The organism is Bacillus sp. OTU530, assembly GCF_038440375.1.
On sequence record NZ_JASATP010000049.1, the window covers coordinates 18,515 to 42,251 of the forward strand.

The following is a 23,737-nucleotide window of genomic DNA, read 5'->3' on the forward strand; positions in this document are numbered from 1 at the left end:
ATAAAAATCCGTAAAAATCTACTTTTATAAACGGAGGAACTTCCGATAATGACATATTTACAGGACAAGCCACGACCATGCAGAGTATAATTCATTAAGATTCAAGTGTTATGGATAGCACCAACACAGCACCAGGATAACGCTAATATAGCACCAACACAGCACTAGGATAACGCTAATATAGCACCAACACAGCACTAGGACAACGCTAATATAGCACCAACACAGCACCAGGATAACGCTAATATAGCACCAACACAGCACCGGGATAACGCTAATATAGCACCAACACAGCACCAGGATAACGCTAATATAGCACCAACACAGCACCAGGATAACGCTAATATAGCACCAACACAGCACTAGGATAACACTAATACAGCACCAACACAGCACCAGGATAACGCTAATATAGCGCCAACACAGCACTCCAAGGAGAGGAGCATAACACATGTACACCATACAAACCGTATTAGAACAACTAAAAGAACACAATGTTAAAGAAGTAAGCAAAGATTTAGCAATAAGCGATAAGAGGTTAAGAGCGGCACTACAAGCAGCTGGTTACCAATACAGCCAAAGCGCAAAAGCATGGGACTATATAGGAGAAGAACAAGAGCCATTAAATCGTGAGTTAATAGAGTTTATGTCAACAAACAAACCGCAAGCAGCCAGGACAGCGCCAAAAAGCAGACAGAAGGCAGACACCACCACACCAATAGACAGCCTAACGGCAGATGAAATAGCAGCAATACGCAGCATGTTAGCAGCATACAAGCAACAAGAGGGCGTTATGGAGGCAGCATCCACAGCACTAGAACAATACACAGACAGCACCAACAGTGCAGAGCAATTGATTATGCGGACTCGTACTGAAATACAGCCGGAGGAAAAGACCCGCAAAAGCGTGTATTTTAATAAGTCGATTAGCACAAAATTAGATCAGTTTTCTGAGATATATAGGATACAGAAACAAGACATTATAGAATTAGCTTTACGAGATTTTTTCAAACGATACAAAGAGTAAAACAGCCTATACAGCTATTTTTAATAGTATCCAAAAATTTACATTTAACTATCCGTCACCTACTCGCTAACACTCCTTGAGGTGGGGGTGTTCTCGCCTATTTTTTGATAAAAAAAGAGCTGGTACGAAACCCACTCTTACTGTTTATTAAACTTATTGATCTGCGGATAGTATTTATAATTGATTTCTCCGTAGCTTGCGCTCAGGACATAAAAACCAGATATAAACGCTCCTCCAGTTTCTCCTTTAATTTTGGAAATTCCCTGCTAATAAATCAGTATTAAATAGCGGGGTTTTTTGTTTTTCTGTATTTTTGTAGCTCCTCCTCAAGACGTTTACGTTGCTCGATAAGGTCCGCGGTGTCATCAGAAAACCCTTGCTCCGCAGTTTGTTCACCCTTTTGGAACCATTCTGGCAGAATTTCTGTTCGCGTTGTTTGTTTTCCTTCACGAACAGTATGTTTCAGATGTTCGATTTGCAGATTGTGTTTAATCGCGTATGTTGCGAAACCGAGTGGGTTTTGTATCGACCCTTCCGTCATAGCAAAGGTGAGAATATCTGTAATATATACTGCTGTATGGTGTTTTAGTCACCCAGAAATGATTTCATCACTCACAGTTAGACTCAATCTCTTCAACACATCCTGTACTTCTTCAAATCCTCTTTCTATCTTTATTTCGACTGAAGGCGAAGGTACAATCAGTTTTTCCTTAGAACGAATCACAAAACGAACGGATTCGACTTTCCTACTTTTCTTGATTTCAATGATATCAAAAGAGAGATCTGTTTTTTCTGCCAGTTCCTTTTGTGCCGGCTTTAACACCTTAAGCTTTAAGTTAGAGTATGCCGTGTAGCTAGAGTTCTCAAGTCCAAGCTTTTGCAAAAGCTCATCGAGTGTAAAGGTCCGTTCTCCAATCCTCTGGTACTGTTTCAGCAATTCGTACATGCGTATCGAGTAAGAACGTTTCAGTTTGGCGACGTTTGAGAGGGGGTATGATGTAAAATTCCTTTTGAGTTCGAGCAGATACGGTTTCAGAAAAGGAGCAAATTGCATGTCCACTGTTCCCTGATTTTCGTTATAACTGACATACGAAAGCCAGGACACCTGTACGACACGTTTTTCTAATTGGACTTGAAATGCTTTTTTCATCAAGTTTAGTGTGATCCGGCGAAGTTCTGTGTATTTGCTTGTGCCTTTTACGCCTAGCGTCTCGCAAAATTCTTTAATCGAAAGCGTGTAGGTCTTAAACTCCGAATCATTTTGCCGAATCTGACTTGCAAGTGTCAGAATGACTTTTTGCTCTAGTGCGGACAATTTAAAACTTGCTTCAACTAGTGAATTTGCTTTTTTCACAAGTGCTGTTTGTTTTGTATCATCCATACCATTCACTCTCCCTTTTTCTCTGAATCCATTGTCTCATAGTCCTCTAAATCTTACCATTATTTTTAGGTAATAGTTCGCATTGAAAAAGTAATAGTTAGTCGCTTAAAACCCTTGCCCCGCAAGGGTTTTAAGCGCCCGAAAAGATTTAAAAGATTTAAAAATATGTGTTATAAAAACACACAAGTCCCTTGTGTGTTTGAAACATCGAAAAAGTAAGACTTAGATTCCATGTTTCTAGTGCAAAAGAGATTTGGATTAATGATTGGTTGGATGTAGCGAAATATGGGATAGGAACAGCCGTGTTTGTTGTTCCTATGTATCTATTATTCAAGTGATTGTTTAAAATATTGGGAGTTGAAATGCCATAAAAAGATGTTTTTTTCCTGTTCTAAAAAGGAAAAGAATGTTAGTTAAAATACTAGCATTCTTTAAAGGCTTTATAAGTCATATTACCGAATTGACGTTATTACTCTATGGTGATATCTAATACGCTTTCTAAAGCCCCTATCTCCCTTTCTGAGCGTTCTTTTCATAGTTAGGTGGGTTATATTGGTTGTTAGTTAAAAAACGCTCAGATAGACGAATATGGCTATAATTTACGATCTTTTATACTGTTTAAGTTCTTCCTCTAAACGACGACGCTCTTCTTCAAGTGTAAGCTGTTCCTCCGTGGATGGAGCCTTTTTTTCTTCACGAATACTTTCAGCTAGGTCTTCTTTACGTGTAGTACGTTTACCATGCTTAACCTTCTTTTGTTGCTTTAGCGCTACCTGTTGCTGTCTAAAGTTATCTTCATATCGCTCAATGTCTTCAATCGTCTGACATTCTGCAGCAACCCATTTAGAAACTGTTGATTTTATATACGCGATAGGTTTATTTGCTTCACCGGAAACAGCACGTTTGATAGCCTCTGTTACTAATATTTCGCTAGCTGCATCTACTAGCTTGGTCAGCTCTATAGATGCGTATTTCGTCATATTGAATTGAGATAAATATAATTCAAGCGAAGCGCTACCTACATACTTACTTTCTAAATTATTTAAAGAATTCTTTTGTATAGAAATCTTTGGTATAGGTAGGGACAAAATGTCCCTATCGATAGGGACATTTTGTCCCTTTGGCTGTTCATGCGGGTTTGAAGGCTCTGCATTCTCTTTCGTACCATTTGAACCCTTGCTATTACTCATAGGGACATTTTGTCCCTTCGGTTTTAAAAGTAACTGCATTTTCTTTTCTTTATGTAAACTGCCTTCTTCCTCAAAATAGTTCCGTTCCGGCAGATTCACTAACAATTCATAGTCGATTCGGTACCACTTTGTTTTATCATAGGCTTTTACGTTTAAGTCTGTTCGTCCGATCAGTACACCTACTTCTTCTAACGATTTAATCATACGTTTGATTTTTTTCTCGTTCCAAAACGGAAAAAATTCCTGCCAGCCCCACCAAGTATTGTAGACCCACACATTTCCCTCTTTGAATGTACTAAAATCACTTCCCGATTGTTTACCTACAATCAAATAGTGGAGCTGCTGGATAAATAGAGCTTCGTCTACTCCTAATTTCATAGCAAGTTTCCGTTGTACAATTAGTGGGCTTTCATCAAATAATAGCTTCCCTGTGTTTTCCATAGCAAAAAGACCTCTTTTCCATTTTTAGAGTTGCGAAAAATGGTAAGAAGTCACGAAAGGATATAGTTGTAGCCCAAATAAACATATGCTAAAATTGCAGTAACATATGTTTTTAAAAAGGGTACAGTACACCCTTAGGTGACTGTGGAAGCCTTTATTCTCAAACTTTGGTCGGGGAGAGAATAAGGGCTTTGTCATTTTTTCGCACTATTTATTTCCTCAATCTTAGCATTGTTTTCCAGGCTAGTTCAATTAAAATATGAGGAAGGAGCTGCTAGAATAGCAACCCCCTCATCGATCTTACTCCTCTTCCCCTGTATACTCGTTAATCCCCTTTTTCGAGGGGATGGAAAAATAAGGTTTTGAAAGGTGATAATTCATTAGTGATCAATTGACTTATGGAATTGATCTACGATAATACGATAAGATTAAACAAATTTAATACTTCAAAGGGGAGTAGCTGTACAACAATAGTCGTCATTACGAAACGTTATGTTTCCGGCTTTGTTGGCAATATTAATTGTTAGCAAGACCTTTGCCTAAGTTTTTAGTTAGGTAAAAGTCTGTTTTTGTACATCCAACGCTTTTATCTACAAAAAAGATAAAAGCGTTTTTTGTTTTGTCATAGATTTAAAAATATTACGAGGAGTGATTAAATCATGTTCAAGAAACTATTTGATTCACTAACGAATAATAAACATAAGCATTATAGTAGCAGTGATTATAAGGGGAGAAGATCACATTCTTACAAGAGTTCTAGCAGCAGCGATGGTTATAGAAAAAGTCATGGTGACCATGGAAGTTATGGGCATCACCACTATAAGAGAAAAGGAAAGAGTGGAAGCTTTTTCAGTAGTTAAACAAGATAACTTCAAACAGCCCTTCAAAAGGGCTGTTTGGTAAGAATGTTTATGGGGCATGTACAGATTTGATATGAGTAAGATTCAAATGCATGGTTTCACCATTTGCAGCTATCAACTCAATTAGATTATTCTCTATTTTTTTTAGTAACCCTATTTTATCTGACTCCTCTCCCATATCAAAGACTACGAAGTTATTTTCTAATTTCTTTAATTGTTCTTTCCATGAAGCGGATGCGATAGTAAGAGAAGGCTTGACAGGTAAGAGTTCTTTATTGAGGGTATATGGAGTAATATTTTGATTGCATGGGGTTAACCATTTTAAATGATCTAAGGAAATATACATTGTTTTATATATAGGTGAATAAAAAACAAAATAATCATTTAACACATCTGTGATATAACCATGCAATGATTGGTTTCCTAATACATGAATTTCAATAAAAAGCATTTTTGCATTTGTTAAAATAGTGTGATATGAAATAGATTCTGTTTGTTTAGGTAATAAAAATCCAGTAGGCTCACCAATTTCCTCATCGCTTCTACTAAGCTTGATTTTATGGACATGTACCAAGGGGATATAAAGATATCTTTGTCCATCAAATAATACTACAATATCATCTCCTATATCAGTGAGTATTCCGTCAAAACAAATTTCTGGGGTTATTTTCACATGAATTTTTTTATTCAATAACTGTTTTAAGTTGTCCAAAAAAAGCTCCTCCGTACACTAATTATTGTCTAATTGTTTTCTTAGATGTTTTTCCCATAAGCTGTCATACCAACGCCACCATTGATCCATATTGTTCTCCCGTTGGCTGTTATTCTCTTGATCATTATTCTCTTGATCATTATTCTCTTGATCATTATTCTCTTGATCATTATTCTCTTGATCATTATTCTCTTGATCATTATTCTCTTGATTGTTATTCCCTTGATCATTATTCTCTTGATTGTTATTCTCTTGATTGTTATTCTCTTGATTGTTGGTACTACTGCTGTTTTTATTATTATCGTTGTTTTTGTCATCTTTGGAATCGTCGGGACTTTGTTGGTTATTGTTCGAATTGCAATAGTCCCAGCACATATTTTGAATGTGGAATTTAGAGACGTACAACACTTCATCGTTAACCTCAAGTATAATATGCTTTGTATCACGTCCAACTACAGTTCCTTTTATCTTGCCTGGTCCTTTGTTAAATTGAACTTTCTGCCCTTTTAAGCGGTCAATAACATCAACGAAACGTCTGCCTGGTACAACAATTGGATATTTTAAATTTTTGTTGTTGTCGTTATTTTCATTTCCATTATCCTCTGTATTGCTATTTTCTTCGGAATTGTCATCTTTCTGGATAAGTGTATAGCCTTTGATATGATGCAATGGATAATAGTATACTTCTTTATTGCATTGCAATACACAATAGTCTAAACCTACTTTAAGAAGTATTCCCTCTCCTTTCTCGGGTCCTCCAAAGTTACATTGCACTGTTGAACCAATCATGGATTTTAGATTTTTTGTGTATTTATTTATGTGATTGTCAGCTTGTTGATAAAACAAGATAACTTCCTCCTTAAGGAAAAAATTTACTATATTACTGTTTATATAAGATATTCATCATCTTAGGACAAGATGTAGGGTAATTGACCAATAAAAAAAATACGCGAATAAAAACATTTCTGCAGGTATTACAAGAAAATGTTAAAATTTGCGTGCTATCTCTTATACATCAATTTTGATAATACAAGTTTTGTTTTTCTTGTTAGTTTTACTGAGCCATAGAAAAACCCCTGTATGAGCGAGCATACAGGGGTTTTAGATATCTAATATTTTTTCGGATTTACCAACGGCCAACGAAAGCAGTACCTACTATAATTAATAGGATAAATAATACGACGATTAGTGCAAATCCTCCAGCATAACCACCGCAGCCGCCGTAACCACCACAGCCGCCGTAACCACCGTAACCGAAACCATAACCATACATATATATATGCCCCCTTTTCCTTTTTATAAGGAGGAAAAACTCTTTGTCACGGATATAGAATATTGTATGTTTTAGGGGATTCTTGGAGCCAGTCTATACTGTAAATAAAGTATTTTAATCATGTTAGAGGAATAGAAATTTTTCCTTTGTTCTACCCAGGAATCTTTGCTAATGACCTAAACGAAATACTCCGGAATGATTCGGTCCATGTTTTATTAAGAAAATAGTTACGGCTTCTACTAAGAACAAGGAATGCGCGTTTTTGCGTAGCAAAACATTCCAATGCTGCACTTCCTCCTTTAGAGATGAACCGTTGGGCGAATCGTCGCTAAAGGCAGTCTTTTTGTTCTTTGACAACCTAAGATATGAGGTTGGTTGCAGGAATACGTTGCAACCGTAAAATCTTAGACGTAACTCGTCTGCCTAGTACGTGTGGAAATTGGAGTACTGCTACTAGGCGATGCCGTACATAACGGTTGATATTTAAGCATGTCGCTTGTAGTAGAGCGACCGTCAGTACTGCTGGTCACTCGCAAGCCCCCACTTCAAGCGTAGCTAAGTGGTGGGTAGTTGACGATGAATACCCTATACATGTCAAGTTAACATAACTCCACATTATCGGAATTCAATGTATCTAGAATCCTATAAAAAAGCCCTCCAGTAAAGCAATCCGGAGGGCTTTTGTGTTCATTTAATCCTAGTATTCTTTATACTTCTCTTCCTTATAATCCCAATATACCTTTTTATACAAGTCTTTCCAGTGCTTTTTATCCTCGTCTTTCTCGTCTTTCTTATGATCACAACAATTTACATGCACATTTATTATATTAACATTCTTATTAGTTTGTTCTTGTTCCTGTTCTTGTTCCTGTTCTTGTTCCTGTTCTTGTTTTTGTTTATCATCATTAGCCATATTTTTTCCTCCTTTAATTTATAATAGCATTATATTAAAAATTAGTATTTTTGATTCCATGCTTGTCCCTCATTTTCTAAAAGCTCTAAAAATTTATGTATATACATGTGAAATTAACATAGTCCCGCATTATCGGGAGTCAATGTATCTAGAAATCTATAAAAATACCCTCCAGTAACGAAATCCTGGGGGCTTTTGTGTTCATTTAATCCTAGTATTCTTTCCAGTGTTTTTTATCATCGTCTTTCTTATGATCACAACAATTTACCTGTATATTTATTATATTAATATTCCTATTTTTTTGTTCTTGTTCCTGTTCTTGTTCTTGTTTTTGTTTATCATCATTAGCCATATTTTTTCCTCCTTTAATTTATAATAGCATTATATTAAAGATTAGTATTTTTGATTCCATGCTTGTCCCTATTTTTCTAAGAATTCTAAAAATTTATGTATATACATGTGAAGTTAATATAATCCGGCATTATCGGGAGTCAATGTATCTAGAAATCTATAAAAATACCCTCCAGTTAAGTGATCTGAAGGGAGCGCATTAACATAATCTTTGAAAGCGGTAGTTCAGCTTTAACGTATCGCTCCATTTCTAGCTTCTCTTTAGCAGCTGTCATAAGTTTTCAATCGAGTCTGGAGAGGATGTTCCAGAACACGGTATTACGGTACTTGGTACCTTGAAATTTCTGGAGATACGTTGTCCAGCGCTAACGAAAAGAAGGTTAATGATATTTACTGAAGGTGAAAAAGTAACAATGTAGTTCCCTGGTGGGCGTCCCCCCAAAATCCCCATACCTGCTACTTGTAGTTGATTAGTTACAGGAGTATAAGTTACATGATCAAAACTCGTCGCTGTAAATGCTCCTCCAAAAAGAACTAAAGAACTATTTTCGAGTACACATCCTGGACATATATTTGCATTTACGTCGACTCCAGTTGCCCTTGCTTGAGCAGCGCATCTGGTTGCCCCCACTTTAGAAGAGCTACAATCACACCCTCCTTTTTTTCTTATTTTGATAGCTTCTTGCCCACCTTGTTCATCATTTCCTTTTCCAGCAATTCCACTCCTTCCATTTCCATTTGCGAACTGTGAGTCATTATTTGCGCTCTGGCTACCATTTATAGCGTTCTGTCCGCCTTGATTTGCGTTCGTCCCAACATTCTTATTGATTTGTCCGCCACCTTCGGCTCTTTGTTCAATGTTGCCAGCATGACTGCTTTTATTCGCAAAATTATTATTGTTGTATATATTAATGTTGATTGTATAACCGTCTTTATCATGTTCGAAATGAATTCCTTCTTTTAATTCATTCTCATCATTCATAGAATTTTTCCTCTTTTCTTTTTTGACTTCGTGTTCATTGTTATCAATATATTAAATTTTGTTATTTTTTCTTGTATGCTTGTCTGTACTTGTCTAACAAAATTGATGATGAATACCCTATACATGTCAAGTTTACATAACATGGCATTAGCGGAAGTGGGATTCCCTTGGGCATCCGCACCAATACTGGATTTCTCTCATTCTCAGACAAAAGAAAATATGCAGGATTTTATGCAATACGTATGTATGCTATTGTTCTCATATACTCATCAAAAATCGTGTTATATCAACGTTTAGAATGTTAACGACAAACCGATGACGAAAGTTAATGTTATAATGACGACGAGACGAGCGGTAACGACGACGAATAGCCATGACGAGCGCGGCCACGGCGAAGAATCCTACAAGCGAACGTACTCCCTTGCGGATATAGCCCGGAAATTAGGACGCCCACGAACGACTCTACAGGCATGGAGGGATTCCTATAAGCCTTACATACCAACAGTAAGCGGTACGAAGGGTCGCGCTACCCGCCACGATGAAAATTCGATACGAATCCTCGAACTTATCATGCGTGTCAACTACCCACCACTTAGCTACGCTTAAAGTGGTGGGTAGTTGACTGTGGCCGAGTCCATATTTTCTCATGTATTCCCTAAAAGTAGACTTTAAGGGAATGATACTAAAGTCCTTATTTCATTGGGTTTAATGGTTCCCTAATTGAATTCCCTAAATTAAATGCGTATATTGAGAATAGAGACATACATAATTATGGAGATTCGGGAAAGGGGATCGGCTGGAATGACTGTATACGGATATGCTCGAGTGAGTACAAAGGAGCAGAACCTAGATACACAAATTGAACAGTTAAAAGCGCGAAAGTGTGACACAATCATTGAAGAAAAGGCAACGGGTAAAACATTCAAGCGTCCAGAGCTGGAAAAGCTCCTTTCTGAGGCTGAAGAAGGGGATACAATCATAGTTACCCGCGTTGATCGCCTGGGACGGAATACAAAGCAGCTCTTAGAACTAGTTGAGGATCTGATCCAGCGAAACATTACTTTGTACATTGTGGAATTAGGTATGGAAGCAACACATAGAAACGGGAAGCTATTTTTAACAATCCTTTCAGCGCTAGCAGAGAATGAGCGCGAACTACTTGAAGAAAAGCGGCAAGCCGGTATTGCCAATGCTAAGAATAAAGGTGTAAAGCTGGGTAGAAGAGGCAAGGAGAAAGGGCAAGTTGCTATGGCTGTTAAGCTGTGGCAGGAAAGAGAAACTAATAAGATGAGCATTAGAGAGATCGAGGAGGCAACCGGTGTAAGTAAATCCATTTTGTATAGAGAGATCGAGAAGATAAAGATAAAAGAGGCTACGACTTAATGTAGTCTCTTTCTTTTTTGTTCTGGGATCAGTGACATTGTACATTTTGGTACGGATATTTGGGTAAATATTACAGAATATCACTACTCTTATGTGAATGAGCATAAGGCTTCCGGTATTCTGTTTTTCGTCGTGTTAACTGTAATGAGAATGGTAGAATTAGGATTACAAATAGAGCCGAGAAATGCAAAACGGCTTATCGTGTGTGAAGTTTGGCGACCCACCACGATAAACCGTTCCCAGGAAACTAGATAAGGACCAGTCTGTAACCAGACAAGTACCTTGCTTAAGATATTTGATTCTAGTTTATCAAATTCTTCTAGGGCAGGACGTGCTCTTATTAGAAAAAATTAAGAAGTTTCAGAGCGAAGGAAGCAAGCTAGAGAATGCCATTGAGCAAGCATTGAGCGAAAGAAAGTACCAAGTAAACACCCCCCGCTCACCAGAACTAGACCTTAAAGCTGAACGAGGGAAGCTAAAACAAGAACTGTTGCAAGAGATTAAGCAAGAGCTGCTTGGTACTGAGCAACGTATCCTGGAACGCTTAGAAAAGCGAGATCAATTACTCATACAGCATGTTCGTGAGATCCAAGAAACCAAAAGAATGATTGCTGCAGCACAACAAAAAAAATGGTGGGAATTTTGGAAAAAGTAATGAATTCCTTATCAAACAAAAACACCCCTCATTCCGCTGAATCAGAGGGGTGTTTTTGTTTGGGTAGGTGATGAACAAATATCCTGTTCTCTTTCACTTGTATTCTTTAGATAACAGAATATGCAGGATTTTATACAATTTCAGCGCGGGAAATAAAATGGCAAATTTGCCATAATCCTTGCCATTTGGGCATCGCTTGGGCATTGCATAAAATCCTGCATATGTAATAAATTCGGAGATTGCAAGAAACCCAGTGTTGGCGCGGATGCCCTGGGCATGGCTACTTCGGATAATGATGTGTTATGTTAACCTGACATGTATGGAATATACATTACTTCTTGTTCAACTAAATAAGCAGTAATTTAGACTACAAATAAGCTTCACAAAAGAACAGTACAATATACTAATACACGTGTTCTTAAAAACTATAATTTTCAAGGGCGATGCTTAAATAAGGGCATCGCCTTTACAATCTAGACTGGCTCCAATAATCCCCTAAAACATACAATATCCTGTATCCGTTACAAAGAGTTTTTTTCCTCCTTATAAAAAGGAAAAGGAGACATATATATGTATGGTTATGGTTATGGTTATGGTGGCTACGGCGGCTACGGAGGTGGCTGTGGCTATGGCGGCGGCTGTGGTGGTTTTGCTGGAGGATTTGCACTAATCGTCGTATTATTTATCCTATTAATTATAGTAGGTGCTGCTTGCTTTAGCTTCCATTAAATCCAAAAAAACTATTAGATATCGAAAACCCCTGTATGCTCATATAGGGGTTTTTCTATGTAGAAGTACATTAACTACTGATAATGCGGGAAATAGAGTTTATCAATACTTAATGACAGGAAACAAATGCCCTTACTGCAGCAAAGGCATTTTCTTTTCAGTTATTGTAGTAGACTGAGACTTTTTATAAAGTCCAAGATACATTGAATTCCGATAATGTCGCGTTATGTAAACCTGACATGTATAGAGTATACAAAAAACACTGATGAATTAACACCTTTCTTCTGTTTGAATACATTATAGGAGCAATGGAGAGTAGGAGAAAAACTATGAAATGTTATACAATTAAATTACCTAAGTTTCTTGGCAGACTTGTACACACTATGCTGAATAGATTTAAAAAGGATTAAAAAGAGAACCATTTGACACACTACCCATAAGTCATCTTATGTAAATAAGCAGCCTTTTTAGGCTGCTTTCTATTTTTTCTTTAGTACACTCTTTAAGAATCATATTACCTTAAAGATCATCAGGTAAGGAATAAGAAAAATTTACTTCCGCTTTCGAATGTTATATAAGTTAAAACTAGCACTTAATCGGCCTTCCTTGTTTTGCCGTCAATAAAAAAGACAGACACTCTATAAAAAAGCATACTGTCTACACCATTAAAAATTATTGAACTTGTCTTATTTGACCACGAATTTCTCCATCTGGATATCTTTCCGTATGAGCGTTCACGTAAGTATTGCCTGCATTCATCTGTTTTGCTAATTCAAATAAAGACATTCCTTGTAAGGGACCGACAAGATCATCTTCTGTAATTGTTCCAGTTACCACTCCAGTATTGACACTGATGCCGCGAGTTACTGGTCCAAAAAGGAATGTAACAACTGGCCCATTTTGGCCTCTCATTCCTAAATGAATATGAGCAGCAATAAACTCTTCTAAATCATTCACAACTAATCTAAAACGAAGTCTTGTAAAATCATCGTTGAATACAAAATTTGCTGAACCAAAAGCATCCGTGTTAACAGGCGGTACTTGCTGCCCTCCTGTTAACCTAGCAAAAAAACGTACAACCATAAATCAATTCACTTCCTTATTAACTTTGATATAATAGTATATTTTTTGATAAAAAATAAGCTTGTATATTTTGACTATTCAATTATGTTTAAACGTACAATTTATCAAAAGGTTTCAGTATCTAAAGTAGATATTAGACGACTTCCGATAACACTGATTATGTGAACGCGAATCCCCTCCAGATTGCTTAGCTGGAGGGGATTTTTATAGGCTCCTAGATACATTGAATTCCGATAATAAGGGATTATGTTAACTTCACATGTATATACATAAATTTTTAAAGTTTTTAGAAAATGCGGGACAAGCATGGAATCCGAACTACTCATTTTTAATATGATGATATTATAAATCCAAGGGGGAAAAAATATGGCTGATGATGATAAACAAAAACAGGAACAAGAACAGGAACAAGAACAAAAAAATAAGAATGTTAATATAATAAAAATACGGATAAATGGTTGTGATTGTGATAATGAGAAAGACGATGATAAAAAACACTGGAAAGAATACTAGGATTAAATGAACACAAAAGCCCTCCGGATTGCTTTACTGGAGGGTATTTTTATAGGTTTCTAGATACATTGACTCCCGATAACGAATGTTATGTAAACTAACAATAGTTAAAGAGGGACCCAAAAAGCCCCCTCTTTCTTGATGTTTTTTGTTTTTACATTAATAGCCACCAGGATATCCATAGTGATGATGATATGGATAATAACCCACATGCTGGTATGGATAATGATGGTGGTGATATGGATAATAACCTACATGCTGGTATGGATAATGATGGTGATGATATGGATAATAACTCACCGGGTATGGCTGATGATAAGGGTATTGTCTTTCCATGTGTACGCCCTCCCTTTCCTCTAAAATTCTTAATTAAGATATGCATCCAATATCTAAAAAGAAATAAGATAAATACCTATCTGAGATAATTAAACCGTAACAAACCAAAAATCATATTACTCAAAAAGTAAGAGCTGTTTTGCCAAGATATTATGAACCAACTACCGCTAACAGGAATTATGTAAACATGAACCTCCTTCAGATCACTGAAGGGGGTTTTTAGCATCCTAGATTACATTCTCGGTATATGGTAAATCATCACTTTAATTGGCGTTATATGGATAATTTTACTTAAATAGTCTATTGTAAACGGTGTTGTAAATATATTCTATATGTAATAAAAAAAGGGGGGAACGTAATGGGTCTACGTTTTTTGAAAATTGCAGTTGTTTACTTCTTTATAGCTGTTTGTCTTGGGTTAGTCATGGGTATAATTCATAATTTTGCATTTGCATCTGTTCATGCTCATTTAAACTTATTGGGCTGGGTATCTATGGCGATATTCGGAATCATTTATTCTATCTATCCAAAGGCGGCAGAAACGAAATTAGCAAAGATTCATTTTTGGTTACATAATATCGGCGTACCATTAATGCAAGGTTCATTGTTTGTTATGATCCTTACAGGAAGTGAATCACTCCTACCTGTTGCAATTATCTCATCGTTACTGGTGATTGTGGGTGTACTTTTATTTAGCATTAATGTCTTTAAGATTAAAGCGAATCAGTCCGTTGTATCAAAACAGGATGTTTCATTGTAAGTAAATAGGTAAAAACAGCTTCCTAAATTTAGGGGGCTTTTATTATGTCTGATAATGTAGCCGCTAGAATACTAGCACCACAGGTTCATGCAATTATAGAGAATTGGCATGATTTTTACGCTAGTGAAACGAAAAAAGCGGGATATATAGCAACGTTAAAGCCAGTAAACGGTACTCAACGTTTCTGGGGATTGAATGACATTCCCGATATGCTGAAGTATGCCGCACGGAACAAGAAAGATGATATGTACCTTTCGTTAAATGCCTTCGAGTATGGCAGTAGGGAAGCGGGGAAGCTCAAACAAATTAGAAATCTAGGCGTTGATATAGATTGCCACGCTCTAAAAATTACACCTAATGACGCGCTGGAGAAGCTACAAAGCTATATTTTCAGCGGGCATATTCCGAATCCTAACCTAGTTATTTTTAGTGGCCGTGGCTTACAGATATTTTTCTCTATTGCTAATGGTGCAGCGCCTCGAATGGCATATTTAGCACAGTACATAACCCTTCAATACATTAGTAAACTAAGAGATATAGAAGCAGACCCGCGCGCGTGTGATCTACCGCGTGTCCTACGTTTTCCGGGTACAACGAATACTAAAAACAATGCTGCTGTTAATGTTGAAGTATGGCGGCAATTAGAATACAGTTTGCAAGAGTTATATGAATTCTGTACACCGTTAGAGCAGGCTAGGAAGCGCGGAAAGCAGCGTAAAGGCAACGTAGCAGTATTTATAGACAAAGTGGGTGCAAAGACGCTGTACAGCCTTAATGCGGCCCGTGTGAATGACTTGCAGAGGCTAGTAGAAATTAGAAACGGAAATTTAACAGGATGCCGTAACACATTCATTTACATTTACTCTTTTACCGTGTGTCTGTTCTTAAAGAGCCGGGGTGATACAGAGGATTTTATCCAGCCGACAATAGGACGGATATACTCTACAGCTGATAAGCCGATGAAGAAGGGCGAGATTAACGCCACAATAAAAAGTGCCTGTAATGATGCTATTGAATTCATGGAAGCATTCGCCGTAAATGATTTCAGCATGAGGGGACTTTCTCGCACTCTAATAAAGCCGATGAAGAATGCTACTGTCATAGAGAAGCTAAACATTACAGAGGCGGAAATGAAGGCTATGCGCACGATTATAGGCGTTACTGTAAAGCGTGAGCGAAATACAGAGAGCAAGCGAAATAAGCGCCGGGAAGCCGGTATGCGTCCAATGGAAGAGTATAATGAAGAGCGTAAGGAACAAACAGAAGATAAGCTATGGCAAATACAAAAGGCATTAGAACGTTATCCAAGAGCGTCTATAAGAAAACTAGCAGAGTATACAGGACTATCAAAGTCAGTTGTATCAAGGCTGATAAAAAAATTATAAAAGTGTCCCACCATGTGTCCCTTTAAACAGATTATATGGACTGGCCTTATTCGTGTTTTTAGAAAGATTTTTAATAGTCCCTTTTTAGGGGCTTTTTCTTTTGAGCTTTTGGGTGGAGTTTTCTCAATATTTTAAGTAAGCGCCCGTGCTCAGGCCAGCTGCGCTCTTTTTTTTAAAAATTTGATAAGCCAGGCTAAGACTATTCTCAGAATACGGCTCTGGCTTACGAGAATCGTTTGTACAGGGAGGTTTTAATTGATTGGTATATTTCTGCTAAGAGGACAGAGGAAGCGATACAGGCGATTTTAGGGCGTTGTTTAGAATGTTGTAGATCCTGGAAACTATAAAGGGGATCACTTCTGTATTGCCGAATGTATGAATGCGGAAAGGAGGTTGAATACATATGAAAGAAACAGAACGTATGCTAATTGAATGGAGACAGGAAATACAACAGGAACTTACTAATTTTAGTGAAGAGTTAAGCTTAAAAGAACAACAGCTTTCGGCTTTAGATGTCAAATTAGATGTAATAACAAGTGTGGCTAGAAACCACAAGGAAATGCTGCATCAGAACATATTAAATTTAAAGATAAAGGAATTCAAATCCCAATCTGAGAAGTTAAAAGAAGAGATTAGACAGCTTAAAAGGAAACTTGCTATTCATAAGGACATTTCAAATGGACTTTTAGAAAAGATTGATGAATACTTAGGTGTTGGAGCATCCTCTTGAAGGGTGCTTTTTTAGTGCCCAAAAATTAAAAAAGCTGAAGAGCATAAGGGATTTCTGTCCCCAACTAGGTTGTGGAGTCCGGCAATGCCTGACGAACTCGTGGGGACAGGAAAAATGCCGACATGTCCCCATTGTGTGCCCCTTTTTTCGACTAATGTCTCCCTCGTGGTCCCATAGGTTTTATACAATGGCCCCCTCGTGTCCCCATCTTGTTTTATGTGTAGATCTCTTTATAGTAACTTTTTGACATACAAATCCTTAATTATTTCAAGTAGATAACTATTAAAAATCCGCTAGATTCTCAGAAGTTTCTGGCAGTTAGGGTAATAACTAATCCCATAATGTATGCCAGACTTTCTAGAATCATTTTTAAGCGTTTATTTTTATAGATTGGTAGAATCTTTAAGTTTTAATTAACCCTCTTTAGATGGCTTTACAGGCCTTTTAAGATTCAGTGTATGTATATTCAGTTTCTGAATGTATTGGCAGGTTGTCATAGAGTTGTAAATGGTTTGTTCTAGACTATCTAATTCAACCTGGAGTATCGAAAATACACAGATCAAAGGGAGTTAAACAAAAGATTAGGATAGGAAAAGAGTAAGTAAGAATCAAATAGAGTAGAGAGAAAAAAGCAACCACTAAAAGTGGAAGAAAATCTCGTCCTTTATAAGAAAAATGAATGGGCGTTAAGAACATAAAAACAATCAATTGAGAGATTTAACATCCATTAAAAATATAAGGTTTTAGAAAAAAATGATGGGGACGTGAGGGGGACATAGTTTACTTTCTATGGGGACACGATAGGGACATCCCTCAAAAATAGGGGAACACAATGGAGACATTCAAACACTTTTATTGATATCACGTTTGCCTAGTCTATCACACTATGTGATAGCAGAAATCCCTTATGCTCTTCTACCTCTCTGAAAAACGGCACCCAAAATGTTTCTAGATATACCTAACATGTCGTATTAGTAGTTCAAATGGAATAATTATTCGCTTTCATTTTCATTGTTTCCGTTACCATGAATAGATAGCCGATTTGCTAAAAAAACATAAAAAATATACAGTGTAATCAATTACATTAAGGGGGTAAATCAAATGAAAAAACTTTCAAATTTCGTCGCTTCAGTAGTGGAAAGCTATGTAAAATCAATGGAAGCATACGGAAACGCTCGAATTCGTAATAAATAAACTTCTTCACTTAAGACATCAAAAATGAGAAATGAGGAGTAAATCATAATGACTTCTTTCTATCATAAGATTCACTAGCCGATTCATGAAAATAAAAACGTGAGTCGGTTTTTTTGTGTAAAAATACTTCTATCAACTCCATCCATTACAAAAATAAAAAAAGATATCCATAATCTAGAAATGTTTTCGAGACAATGGAACTTTTTAGGTGTGACGAAAGCATAACACCCTAAAAACCCTAACAAACTTAGTAATATCAAGGTTTTAACACATCTTCAGTTGACTCTCTCTTATTATCACTATCTTTAAAGGCTAAAAATTCCGCAAGGAACGATTCGTTTTTTACATAGTCGTTCTTATAGGTAGCAGAGTGATTCAATATTTCTCCAAATATATTACATTTATTCCAGATTATTGAAAATATTCAGACTTTTTAGAATATTATAAATATTTTCTTTACAAATAAATAATTTTTTTATATTATAATTACAAGCAATAGCTAGTATCTTTTCTGCATCACACTCCCATCCTTTTTTAACACGCGATTTAGAAAGAGAAAGGGTTTTTGGTTAGCAAGTGAAGAAATAGTGTAAGCGACCTTGTGATTCCTAAGAGGATGATCGAGGTCGCTTACTGTTGTTTTAAGCATATAACAGGCTTGTCCGATTAGGAATGAGCTAACCGAATTTCACATTAAATATCTGACTCTATGATTACTCACTAGGGCCTGTACCGATAGATGCTGTAAGCTAGGCATGACAAGGATGCTGTTGGAACGGGTATGATTGGAGTACGACTACCAGGCACGAAATATGCAAGAGTTGGGACACCGTTATGGGTTGTCCAAAGTAACATTTGGCATAATCCCGCAGTATTAAAATCATTACTTATGGCGATCAATTCTTGAAGGGTTATTAGGGTAAATCCAAATGTTGCATTACACTGTTGGATGGCCTCAGCAAAAGTTACCTGATTATTAAAAAAGTAATACATAAGATTGAAGTCAAAACGCAATTGAGGATTAGTAGCTTGGAACGCTGCTCTTCGTTGTTCACATATCGGAGGCTCATTTGGTAGTGTCGGAGACGGGCATGTAACTAGTGGTGGTTGAGGGGGGCAAATAGACGGAATATATTTACAGTAACAACAGTAACAACAGTAACAACAGTAACAATTTTCCTCGCGTTTTTGCTTTGAAATAGGATCCGGAAAACATGGATACAAAATAGCAACCTCCTTTTTTTTTTGGAATATAGTGTAATTATATATATTCTAATATGATAATTTCGTGTCTACTCATCCAAAAAAAGAATGCATGTCATATTCACGTCAAGGTTACATAATCGCCAATTATCGAAAGTGGGAATCCTTTGGGGTATCTGTATTCCTATTAAAATATGCCCAGTCCATGAAATTTCACGCCATGCATGTTTTTTACAAAGTAGAAATGGCAAGATAGCTAGAAATCTTGCCATTTTATTTCCTGCCCTGAATTTGTATAAAATCTTGCCTATTTACTTCCAAAATTGCCACCATCTTTTTTGTTGAGTAGCTGCTGTTAAAAGTTTTGTTTCTTGTATCTCTCGAACAGTTTCCAGTAGTGTTTTATCCCTTCGTTCTAAACTTTCTTGGATATATTGTTGTTGTTTTTGAAGTTGATGTAAAAGCTCCTGATTAAAGGCTTCCTGTCTCTTATTATGTTCTTCTAGTCGTATCAAGCGTTCTATCATATCGTTATAACGTTCGTCTGTTGGTTGTAACGGTGCTTCAGTCGGAACGCTGACCGTGATATCTTCTTCAGAAACCCATGTCATTACAGCTTTTGCAGACCGTTCCAACGTCATATCGGGTTGTTTGCTAAACTCCAATAATTTGCGTAGCGTGATGACATCTTTATCAAAATAACCTCTGTGTCCACGTTCATTTTTTAGAAAGTGATAACCATTCTTTTCTAGTAGAATGGCATATTTCCTTAATGTACTGCTGTCGATTCCAAGTAACTCTTGAATATCAGTGGGAGAATACACTCTATCACGTTCTGACGTCATAACGTTACACCTCCGCTATAGTTTTCGTGATATTTGTGTTGTACTCCTTTTTTGAAGCTTATAGGGACACTCAAAATCAGAAGTGTAGTAGATTTTGGGCAGAGCCCCCACATTGGTGTGTTGGCATAAGTCGAAAAAGGGAAAAGAGATTATCTCTATATCCCTTCCTCCTTCTATTGACCCCGTTAGAAAACTTGATTGTGAGCTTTCTTGCTTAATCCTCATTTTCAATGTTTACGCGTACATTGACAGTGGAATTTCCGCTATTTCGTACAGTAGCAGTATTAGTATTACGATCAGAAAGTCTGTTTGTGTTATCGTTGTCAGAGCGCACAAATGTCTCTTGTTCAAAATCAAAGTCAAAGTTGTTTTCTCTTCTATTGTTATTTCTATTCATTCTATTTATTCAACTCCTCTCAATTGATATTCTTTATAGTATATGTAAAATCTATTAAAAAGATTGGATAAACTATCAATTATGATAGAATACAAGAAAAATTTTTTTCACAATATAGAATTACTTAAATCAAGATTTTCAGACATCAAAATCGAATGAAAATATGCAGGATTTTATGCAGAAAGTAGGGAGACTTGTCAAAAGGTCGGGAGGTCAAAAGCCGCGCCACTAGGGTATTGCATAAAATCCTGTATACTTGATAAATCGAGAGATTGCGAGAAAGCCAGTACCCACGCGGATGCCCTGGGCATGGCTACTTCGGATAATGACGTGTTATGTAAACCTGACATGTATAGGATATACAATGCATTCCTAAGTTCATTTACTACCAAGACCATGTCTAGCAAGAAAAGGGAGCTAACGGCATATGTTTTCCCGAAAGGGGTTGGTTAAGTTATGGGACAGAGAAAATGGGGAATTGGAGGCGTAGTCTTTGTGGGCTGCATGTTTATAGGCGGGGGAGTAGGATCCTTATTAGGGCATCCCCAACAAGGATGGCTTATAGGAATGGGCATTGGATTTCTTGGGATGGGCGTAACAAGATTAATAGGCAAATGAAAAGTTTATTCTCGGAACTTCCGCTTTCGAATGTTATGTAAACAGGCAGCCTCAAAAGGGCTGTCTTTTGCTTGTATTAAGGTTTTGGCACTGCCCTTGCTTTTGGGGAAAGCCCGCCACATAAGTAGGCTATTTCATCATTTATCCGTGATATGTACCCAAACACAAATAAGAAGAATACAATGAAAAGCCATAGTTAAGCCTTCTTCCTCAATATCAAGGAGGGAAATATGTATGAGTAATTTTGAAACTGTTTGTGAATGTGGATCTGGATGTCAATGCGGACATGGACATCAACATAAACATAAACATAGACATGGTAATGAATTCGTGCTAATCATTGTTCTCTTTATCTTACTTATTATTGTTGGTGCAGTAGTCTGCTGTGGCGGTTATGACGGCTATGGCCACGGCGGTTACGGCTGCTACTAAAAACTATAACAAGAAGACCCCACAAAGATATTATGTGGGGTCTTCTTGTTATAGTTTTCTTCAAAAAATATCGTTGTGTTTTAGCGAAATATTACTGCCAATAACGAGAATTATGTGAACAAGAAATGCCCTCCAGATTAACTTAGCTGGAGGGCATTTTTATAGGCTTCTAGATACATTGACTCCCGATAATGTGGGATTATGTTAACCTGACATGAATGCAATATACATAAACCAAAAGCCCCTCATGGCGGGAGGGGCTTTTTCATACCTAAGAAAGAAGGTTTAACATGGTCATATTATAATAATATGATATATTGTCTGTTTTTGTACCAACCCATTGATTCATATCCTTATAATAGTTTATTATGTTAAATTTATATTTATATGATATGCATTAAAAAAGACCCGACCGTTTTTTGGTCAAGCCCTGTATTAAATTACAAACTATTTCCCTTTAAGCACCAGGAACAGTTGGAATCAAATTCTGAACGACGTTGATAAGGTTATTTGCGATACCTTGTTGTTGGGATGTAAGTGCACCGGAGCCATCAGTGAATACTGTAACACAGATTGGACAAGCTTCGACATGAATACCCAATAGGTTAATAGCTAGACCACCCGGTATATCTACAGTAAGAATCGATGTAGAACCTTCAGGAGGAGTACAGGTCTTACAGTTAGTTTCAAGAGCCATAGAGTTGCCTTCTTTCTTAATAGAGTTAATATATAAATATGTTCCAAGATACTCAAAGGACAACGGTATTTGTACAAGCCTCGAAAATTGTGCTAGTGACTCAGATTCACCCCCAATGAACTCAGAAGATCCTTCAGGAGATGTTACAATTGTGGGATTAGTGTGGGTATCGTGTACAATGAAAATTCCGCCAAGCTTGACGAATTCATCGACGATTCCCCCTGGTTGCATCATTGCCATGACGTCCAGATCAGTGATATTCCCTTGAACTCCGGCCCAAACACACCAGTAATCCGCTGCCAGTTGTTCACCTGTCGTGTATTGATCTCTGATAATTGATGGAGATATCTGCACAGCAGTAGATTTAGTAAGTGACCAAAGTTGTTTGGCAAAATCGTAGGAAGCAACATCATTCTCAAGCAGTAAGATGCCCTTACCAAAGCCAGAAGTTTTGCGGGGACAATTCATACTAGTTGTCTCAACGGTGAGAGAACTATCCGAACTCATGATTCCGTCTAATCTTGCAAAAATTTGGGCTTCCCCAGTATCAATTGCTGTAGTCAAACCTTTTGTTTCTTCCTCATTTGAAACTGTTGCACTTGAAGGATTGTTAGAGTACCACTCGACAAGATTTGTAATGTCTCTAGTTGATTTGTCAGAATACGTACCTGTCGCAGTAAACTGATGGCTCAAACCTGAACAAAGAGATAAAGTCTTAGGATATATATTGATGGAAACCAGGACAGATTTTCTTATTTTTTGTACCATCATTGTTCTTTGGTAACAGGCATAATTGAGGTTAAACTGATGGGAAGTGTTCACTTGTGTTAGCCTCACTTTCTGTATCAATACATCCAATCAATATATGTTGCATACAGAACTCGGTTTGGGCTAGATTCGATGGCTTGATCGTTCTCTTGATTATAGAAGGTAGTTCCAGTTCATGTTAATCTGAAACTATTCACTTCCGGTAACGAGTCTTATGTAAACAAGCAGCCTTTTCTAGGCTGCTTTCTATTTTTTCTTTAGTACACTCTTTAAGAATCATATTACCTTAAAGATCATCAGGTAAGGAATAAGAAAAATTTACTTCTGCTTTCGAATGTTATATTAAGTTAAAACTAGCACTTAATCGGCTTTCCTTGTTTTGCCGTCAATAAAAAAGACAGACACTCTATAAAAAAGCATACTGTCTACACCATTAAAAATTATTGAACTTGTCTTATTTGACCACGAATTTCTCCATCTGGATATCTTTCCGTATGAGCGTTCACGTAAGTATTGCCTGCATTCATCTGTTTTGCTAATTCAAATAAAGACATTCCTTGTAAGGGACCGACAAGATCATCTTCTGTAATTGTTCCAGTTACCACTCCAGTATTGACACTGATGCCGCGAGTTACTGGTCCAAAAAGGAATGTAACAACTGGCCCATTTTGGCCTCTCATTCCTAAATGAATATGAGCAGCAATAAACTCTTCTAAATCATTCACAACTAATCTAAAACGAAGTCTTGTAAAATCATCGTTGAATACAAAATTTGCTGAACCAAAAGCATCCGTGTTAACAGGCGGTACTTGCTGCCCTCCTGTTAACCTAGCAAAAAAACGTACAACCATAAATCAATTCACTTCCTTATTAACTTTG

Annotated in this window: 26 protein-coding genes and 1 pseudogene; 12 read left to right on the forward strand and 15 right to left on the reverse strand. The window is 37.0% G+C overall.

Annotation, left to right across the window (positions count from 1 at the left end; translation table 11 throughout):
* Window positions 1-451 precede the first annotated feature (451 nt).
* On the forward strand, window positions 452-1,027 hold the full coding sequence (locus AAHB12_RS25005; protein WP_342047814.1) for a hypothetical protein: 576 nt from the start codon (window positions 452-454) through the stop codon (window positions 1,025-1,027).
* A gap of 280 nt (window positions 1,028-1,307) precedes the next feature.
* Here the strand turns inward: AAHB12_RS25005 and AAHB12_RS25010 are convergent, their stop codons facing one another.
* The 3 genes from AAHB12_RS25010 to AAHB12_RS25020 form a co-directional block, all read right to left on the reverse strand.
* Window positions 1,308-1,568, reverse strand: a complete 261-nt coding sequence (locus AAHB12_RS25010; RefSeq protein WP_342047815.1) for a hypothetical protein — start codon at window positions 1,566-1,568, stop codon at window positions 1,308-1,310.
* Window positions 1,569-1,616: 48 nt separating this feature from the next.
* Window positions 1,617-2,408: a replication initiation protein gene (locus AAHB12_RS25015; RefSeq protein ID WP_342047817.1), complete on the reverse strand. Its 792-nt coding sequence runs from the start codon at window positions 2,406-2,408 to the stop codon at window positions 1,617-1,619.
* A 599-nt stretch (window positions 2,409-3,007) separates the two neighbouring features.
* Complete coding sequence (locus AAHB12_RS25020) at window positions 3,008-4,039, reverse strand: DnaD domain protein (protein ID WP_342047819.1); 1,032 nt, start codon at window positions 4,037-4,039, stop codon at window positions 3,008-3,010.
* 659 nt (window positions 4,040-4,698) lie between these two features.
* On the opposite strand from AAHB12_RS25020, the gene AAHB12_RS25025 reads away from it, so the two are divergent.
* Window positions 4,699-4,899 (forward strand): hypothetical protein, encoded by a 201-nt coding sequence (locus AAHB12_RS25025; RefSeq protein ID WP_129731473.1) that lies wholly within the window; start codon window positions 4,699-4,701, stop codon window positions 4,897-4,899.
* 49 nt (window positions 4,900-4,948) lie between these two features.
* Here the strand turns inward: AAHB12_RS25025 and AAHB12_RS25030 are convergent, their stop codons facing one another.
* The 6 genes from AAHB12_RS25030 to AAHB12_RS25055 all read right to left on the reverse strand — a co-directional run bounded on the left by AAHB12_RS25030 (window position 4,949) and on the right by AAHB12_RS25055 (window position 9,130).
* On the reverse strand, window positions 4,949-5,611 hold the full coding sequence (locus tag AAHB12_RS25030) for a DUF2642 domain-containing protein (RefSeq protein ID WP_342047821.1): 663 nt from the start codon (window positions 5,609-5,611) through the stop codon (window positions 4,949-4,951).
* A gap of 18 nt (window positions 5,612-5,629) precedes the next feature.
* On the reverse strand, window positions 5,630-6,457 hold the full coding sequence (locus tag AAHB12_RS25035; RefSeq protein WP_342047823.1) for a hypothetical protein: 828 nt from the start codon (window positions 6,455-6,457) through the stop codon (window positions 5,630-5,632).
* 280 nt (window positions 6,458-6,737) lie between these two features.
* Window positions 6,738-6,884, reverse strand: a complete 147-nt coding sequence (locus tag AAHB12_RS25040; protein WP_342047825.1) for a YjcZ family sporulation protein — start codon at window positions 6,882-6,884, stop codon at window positions 6,738-6,740.
* Between the two features lie 697 nt (window positions 6,885-7,581).
* Complete coding sequence (locus AAHB12_RS25045; RefSeq protein WP_342047827.1) at window positions 7,582-7,797, reverse strand: hypothetical protein; 216 nt, start codon at window positions 7,795-7,797, stop codon at window positions 7,582-7,584.
* A gap of 211 nt (window positions 7,798-8,008) precedes the next feature.
* Window positions 8,009-8,149: a hypothetical protein gene (locus AAHB12_RS25050; protein ID WP_342047828.1), complete on the reverse strand. Its 141-nt coding sequence runs from the start codon at window positions 8,147-8,149 to the stop codon at window positions 8,009-8,011.
* Window positions 8,150-8,419: 270 nt separating this feature from the next.
* Window positions 8,420-9,130, reverse strand: a complete 711-nt coding sequence (locus AAHB12_RS25055) for a hypothetical protein (RefSeq protein WP_342047831.1) — start codon at window positions 9,128-9,130, stop codon at window positions 8,420-8,422.
* Window positions 9,131-9,931: 801 nt separating this feature from the next.
* Here AAHB12_RS25055 and AAHB12_RS25060 point away from each other — a divergent pair.
* The 4 genes from AAHB12_RS25060 to spoVM all read left to right on the forward strand — a co-directional run bounded on the left by AAHB12_RS25060 (window position 9,932) and on the right by spoVM (window position 12,307).
* Complete coding sequence (locus tag AAHB12_RS25060; RefSeq protein ID WP_129731459.1) at window positions 9,932-10,513, forward strand: recombinase family protein; 582 nt, start codon at window positions 9,932-9,934, stop codon at window positions 10,511-10,513.
* Window positions 10,514-10,844: 331 nt separating this feature from the next.
* Window positions 10,845-11,168, forward strand: coding sequence for a DUF3967 domain-containing protein (locus AAHB12_RS25065; RefSeq protein WP_342047832.1), 324 nt, complete (start codon window positions 10,845-10,847; stop codon window positions 11,166-11,168).
* A gap of 570 nt (window positions 11,169-11,738) precedes the next feature.
* Complete coding sequence (locus tag AAHB12_RS25070) at window positions 11,739-11,897, forward strand: YjcZ family sporulation protein (protein WP_342047834.1); 159 nt, start codon at window positions 11,739-11,741, stop codon at window positions 11,895-11,897.
* 329 nt (window positions 11,898-12,226) lie between these two features.
* Window positions 12,227-12,307, forward strand: a complete 81-nt coding sequence (gene spoVM, locus AAHB12_RS31950) for a stage V sporulation protein SpoVM (protein WP_129731670.1) — start codon at window positions 12,227-12,229, stop codon at window positions 12,305-12,307.
* 262 nt (window positions 12,308-12,569) lie between these two features.
* Here spoVM and AAHB12_RS25075 read toward each other — a convergent pair whose 3' ends face one another.
* Window positions 12,570-12,980 carry a CHRD domain-containing protein gene (locus AAHB12_RS25075; protein ID WP_342047836.1) on the reverse strand — a complete coding sequence of 137 codons (411 nt, stop codon included), beginning with the start codon at window positions 12,978-12,980 and terminating at the stop codon, window positions 12,570-12,572.
* A 366-nt stretch (window positions 12,981-13,346) separates the two neighbouring features.
* Here AAHB12_RS25075 and AAHB12_RS25080 point away from each other — a divergent pair, with 366 nt between their 5' ends.
* A complete protein-coding gene (locus tag AAHB12_RS25080; RefSeq protein ID WP_342047837.1) occupies window positions 13,347-13,493 on the forward strand; it encodes a hypothetical protein in 147 nt (48 codons plus the stop codon).
* 159 nt (window positions 13,494-13,652) lie between these two features.
* Here the strand turns inward: AAHB12_RS25080 and AAHB12_RS25085 are convergent, their stop codons facing one another.
* On the reverse strand, window positions 13,653-13,829 hold the full coding sequence (locus AAHB12_RS25085; RefSeq protein ID WP_342047838.1) for a hypothetical protein: 177 nt from the start codon (window positions 13,827-13,829) through the stop codon (window positions 13,653-13,655).
* A 358-nt stretch (window positions 13,830-14,187) separates the two neighbouring features.
* Between AAHB12_RS25085 and AAHB12_RS25090 the strand changes: the two genes are divergently transcribed.
* The 3 genes from AAHB12_RS25090 (at window position 14,188) to AAHB12_RS25100 (ending at window position 16,704) form a co-directional block, all read left to right on the forward strand.
* Window positions 14,188-14,589: a cytochrome-c oxidase gene (locus AAHB12_RS25090; RefSeq protein ID WP_342047841.1), complete on the forward strand. Its 402-nt coding sequence runs from the start codon at window positions 14,188-14,190 to the stop codon at window positions 14,587-14,589.
* Between the two features lie 44 nt (window positions 14,590-14,633).
* Entirely contained in the window at window positions 14,634-15,974 is a 1,341-nt protein-coding gene (locus AAHB12_RS25095) for a MarR family transcriptional regulator (RefSeq protein WP_342047842.1), read from the forward strand.
* A gap of 403 nt (window positions 15,975-16,377) precedes the next feature.
* Window positions 16,378-16,704 (forward strand): hypothetical protein, encoded by a 327-nt coding sequence (locus AAHB12_RS25100; RefSeq protein WP_129731443.1) that lies wholly within the window; start codon window positions 16,378-16,380, stop codon window positions 16,702-16,704.
* A 2,708-nt stretch (window positions 16,705-19,412) separates the two neighbouring features.
* Here the strand turns inward: AAHB12_RS25100 and AAHB12_RS25105 are convergent.
* The gene (locus AAHB12_RS25105; protein WP_342047845.1) at window positions 19,413-19,946 is read right to left on the reverse strand and encodes a DUF3967 domain-containing protein; all 534 of its coding nucleotides are present in this window, start codon (window positions 19,944-19,946) and stop codon (window positions 19,413-19,415) included.
* Window positions 19,947-20,160: 214 nt separating this feature from the next.
* Complete coding sequence (locus tag AAHB12_RS25110; RefSeq protein ID WP_342047847.1) at window positions 20,161-20,343, reverse strand: hypothetical protein; 183 nt, start codon at window positions 20,341-20,343, stop codon at window positions 20,161-20,163.
* A 456-nt stretch (window positions 20,344-20,799) separates the two neighbouring features.
* Between AAHB12_RS25110 and AAHB12_RS25115 the strand changes: the two genes are divergently transcribed.
* A complete protein-coding gene (locus tag AAHB12_RS25115) occupies window positions 20,800-20,961 on the forward strand; it encodes a hypothetical protein (protein WP_342047849.1) in 162 nt (53 codons plus the stop codon).
* 315 nt (window positions 20,962-21,276) lie between these two features.
* Window positions 21,277-21,336, forward strand: a pseudogene (locus tag AAHB12_RS31955) (YjcZ family sporulation protein); the annotation flags it as partial.
* A 514-nt stretch (window positions 21,337-21,850) separates the two neighbouring features.
* Here AAHB12_RS31955 and AAHB12_RS25125 read toward each other — a convergent pair.
* Both AAHB12_RS25125 and AAHB12_RS25130 read right to left on the reverse strand, forming a co-directional pair.
* Window positions 21,851-22,912: an Ig-like domain-containing protein gene (locus tag AAHB12_RS25125; RefSeq protein ID WP_342047850.1), complete on the reverse strand. Its 1,062-nt coding sequence runs from the start codon at window positions 22,910-22,912 to the stop codon at window positions 21,851-21,853.
* Between the two features lie 386 nt (window positions 22,913-23,298).
* Window positions 23,299-23,709 carry a CHRD domain-containing protein gene (locus AAHB12_RS25130; protein WP_342047836.1) on the reverse strand — a complete coding sequence of 137 codons (411 nt, stop codon included), beginning with the start codon at window positions 23,707-23,709 and terminating at the stop codon, window positions 23,299-23,301.
* Between the last annotated feature and the right edge of the window lie 28 nt (window positions 23,710-23,737).

Bases quoted from the DNA above. Each gene is read 5' to 3' on its own strand.
- AAHB12_RS25040 (WP_342047825.1), bottom strand. From the start codon at position 6,884: ATGTATGGTTATGGTTTCGGTTACGGTGGTTACGGCGGCTGTGGTGGT.
- AAHB12_RS25015 (WP_342047817.1), bottom strand. From the start codon at position 2,408: ATGGATGATACAAAACAAACAGCACTTGTGAAAAAAGCAAATTCACTA.
- AAHB12_RS25055 (WP_342047831.1), bottom strand. From the start codon at position 9,130: ATGAATGATGAGAATGAATTAAAAGAAGGAATTCATTTCGAACATGAT.
- AAHB12_RS25110 (WP_342047847.1), bottom strand. From the start codon at position 20,343: ATGAATAGAAATAACAATAGAAGAGAAAACAACTTTGACTTTGATTTT.
- AAHB12_RS25105 (WP_342047845.1), bottom strand. From the start codon at position 19,946: ATGACGTCAGAACGTGATAGAGTGTATTCTCCCACTGATATTCAAGAG.
- AAHB12_RS25090 (WP_342047841.1), top strand. From the start codon at position 14,188: ATGGGTCTACGTTTTTTGAAAATTGCAGTTGTTTACTTCTTTATAGCT.
- AAHB12_RS25080 (WP_342047837.1), top strand. From the start codon at position 13,347: ATGGCTGATGATGATAAACAAAAACAGGAACAAGAACAGGAACAAGAA.
- AAHB12_RS25130 (WP_342047836.1), bottom strand. From the start codon at position 23,709: ATGGTTGTACGTTTTTTTGCTAGGTTAACAGGAGGGCAGCAAGTACCG.
- AAHB12_RS25115 (WP_342047849.1), top strand. From the start codon at position 20,800: ATGGGACAGAGAAAATGGGGAATTGGAGGCGTAGTCTTTGTGGGCTGC.
- AAHB12_RS25050 (WP_342047828.1), bottom strand. From the start codon at position 8,149: ATGGCTAATGATGATAAACAAAAACAAGAACAAGAACAGGAACAAGAA.
- AAHB12_RS25100 (WP_129731443.1), top strand. From the start codon at position 16,378: ATGAAAGAAACAGAACGTATGCTAATTGAATGGAGACAGGAAATACAA.
- AAHB12_RS25045 (WP_342047827.1), bottom strand. From the start codon at position 7,797: ATGGCTAATGATGATAAACAAAAACAAGAACAGGAACAAGAACAGGAA.
- AAHB12_RS25020 (WP_342047819.1), bottom strand. From the start codon at position 4,039: ATGGAAAACACAGGGAAGCTATTATTTGATGAAAGCCCACTAATTGTA.
- AAHB12_RS25095 (WP_342047842.1), top strand. From the start codon at position 14,634: ATGTCTGATAATGTAGCCGCTAGAATACTAGCACCACAGGTTCATGCA.
- AAHB12_RS25070 (WP_342047834.1), top strand. From the start codon at position 11,739: ATGTATGGTTATGGTTATGGTTATGGTGGCTACGGCGGCTACGGAGGT.
- AAHB12_RS25085 (WP_342047838.1), bottom strand. From the start codon at position 13,829: ATGGAAAGACAATACCCTTATCATCAGCCATACCCGGTGAGTTATTAT.
- AAHB12_RS25060 (WP_129731459.1), top strand. From the start codon at position 9,932: ATGACTGTATACGGATATGCTCGAGTGAGTACAAAGGAGCAGAACCTA.
- AAHB12_RS25010 (WP_342047815.1), bottom strand. From the start codon at position 1,568: ATGACGGAAGGGTCGATACAAAACCCACTCGGTTTCGCAACATACGCG.
- AAHB12_RS25005 (WP_342047814.1), top strand. From the start codon at position 452: ATGTACACCATACAAACCGTATTAGAACAACTAAAAGAACACAATGTT.
- spoVM (WP_129731670.1), top strand. From the start codon at position 12,227: ATGAAATGTTATACAATTAAATTACCTAAGTTTCTTGGCAGACTTGTA.
- AAHB12_RS25025 (WP_129731473.1), top strand. From the start codon at position 4,699: ATGTTCAAGAAACTATTTGATTCACTAACGAATAATAAACATAAGCAT.
- AAHB12_RS25075 (WP_342047836.1), bottom strand. From the start codon at position 12,980: ATGGTTGTACGTTTTTTTGCTAGGTTAACAGGAGGGCAGCAAGTACCG.